This is a genomic window from Pseudomonas sp. PGPPP1, from assembly GCF_002255865.1.
In the GTDB taxonomy this organism is placed as follows: Bacteria; Pseudomonadota; Gammaproteobacteria; order Pseudomonadales; family Pseudomonadaceae; genus Aquipseudomonas; species Aquipseudomonas cremoris.
In genome coordinates this window covers 1-871 of sequence record NZ_NKIG01000096.1, presented here as the reverse complement: position 1 = coordinate 871, position 871 = coordinate 1, and the positions used below count along the sequence as shown (strand labels likewise).

Genomic DNA, 871 nt, shown 5'->3' with positions numbered 1-871 from the left:
TTGAACAAGCTAAGAATGGTCCCCTCATTCTGTCGAAACAGGTCTGCGAGTCGGTCCGGGTTGATACCTGGAACCGGGATGTGTGCGCCTATTCGGTAGACGATAATCGCCAGGAACAGAAAACGCAGACGAGCCCAAAGTTCAGACATACCGCCTTTGCCGAGCGCTGAGAGAGCACCTTGCTTAGCCATTTATTCCTCGAACTTGCCGCCAGCTGCTTCGATAGCCGAACGCGCACCTTTGGTGGCGCCGATTCCCTTGCCGATAGTGACAGCGCGAGTCACTTCACCGGACAGCATGATTTTCACACGCTGTACGTTGACGTTGATCACGTTGGCATCTTTCAGGGTCTGCACAGTAACGATGTCGCCTTCCACTTTAGCCAGCTCGGACAGACGCACTTCTGCGCGATCCATGGCCTTCAGGGAAACGAAACCGAACTTAGGCAGGCGACGATGCAGCGGCTGTTGACCGCCTTCAAAGCCTGGAGCAATGGTGCCACCGGAACGGGAGGTTTGACCTTTGTGACCACGGCCACCAGTCTTACCCAAACCGCTACCGATACCACGGCCCGGACGATGCTTTTCGCGACGGGAACCCGGCGCTGGACTCAGATCATTGAGTTTCATCGATTAACCCTCTACACGCAGCATGTAGTAAGCCTTGTTGATCATCCCGCGATTCTCGGGAGTATCCAGGACTTCTACAGTGTGACCGATGCGACGCAGACCCAAACCTTTAACGCACAGTTTGTGGTTAGGAATGCGGCCGGTCATGCTTTTGATCAGCGTTACTTTAACGGTAGCCATGATCAGAAGATCTCCTTGACAGTCAGACCACGCTTAGCAGCGATGGACTCAGGAGATTGCAT

2 protein-coding genes and 1 pseudogene are annotated in these 871 nt (G+C 54.2%); all 3 read right to left on the bottom strand.

Features of this window, described 5'->3' with window-relative positions:
- Window positions 1-191: pseudogene (gene secY, locus CFE47_RS31315) on the bottom strand (preprotein translocase subunit SecY); the annotation flags it as partial.
- Complete coding sequence (gene rplO, locus CFE47_RS31310) at window positions 192-629, bottom strand: 50S ribosomal protein L15 (protein ID WP_003176407.1); 438 nt, start codon at window positions 627-629, stop codon at window positions 192-194.
- A gap of 3 nt (window positions 630-632) precedes the next feature.
- Complete coding sequence (rpmD, locus tag CFE47_RS31305; protein ID WP_003186033.1) at window positions 633-809, bottom strand: 50S ribosomal protein L30; 177 nt, start codon at window positions 807-809, stop codon at window positions 633-635.
- Window positions 810-871 lie beyond the last annotated feature (62 nt).

Bases quoted from the DNA above. Each gene is read 5' to 3' on its own strand.
- rpmD (WP_003186033.1), bottom strand. From the start codon at position 809: ATGGCTACCGTTAAAGTAACGCTGATCAAAAGCATGACCGGCCGCATT.
- rplO (WP_003176407.1), bottom strand. From the start codon at position 629: ATGAAACTCAATGATCTGAGTCCAGCGCCGGGTTCCCGTCGCGAAAAG.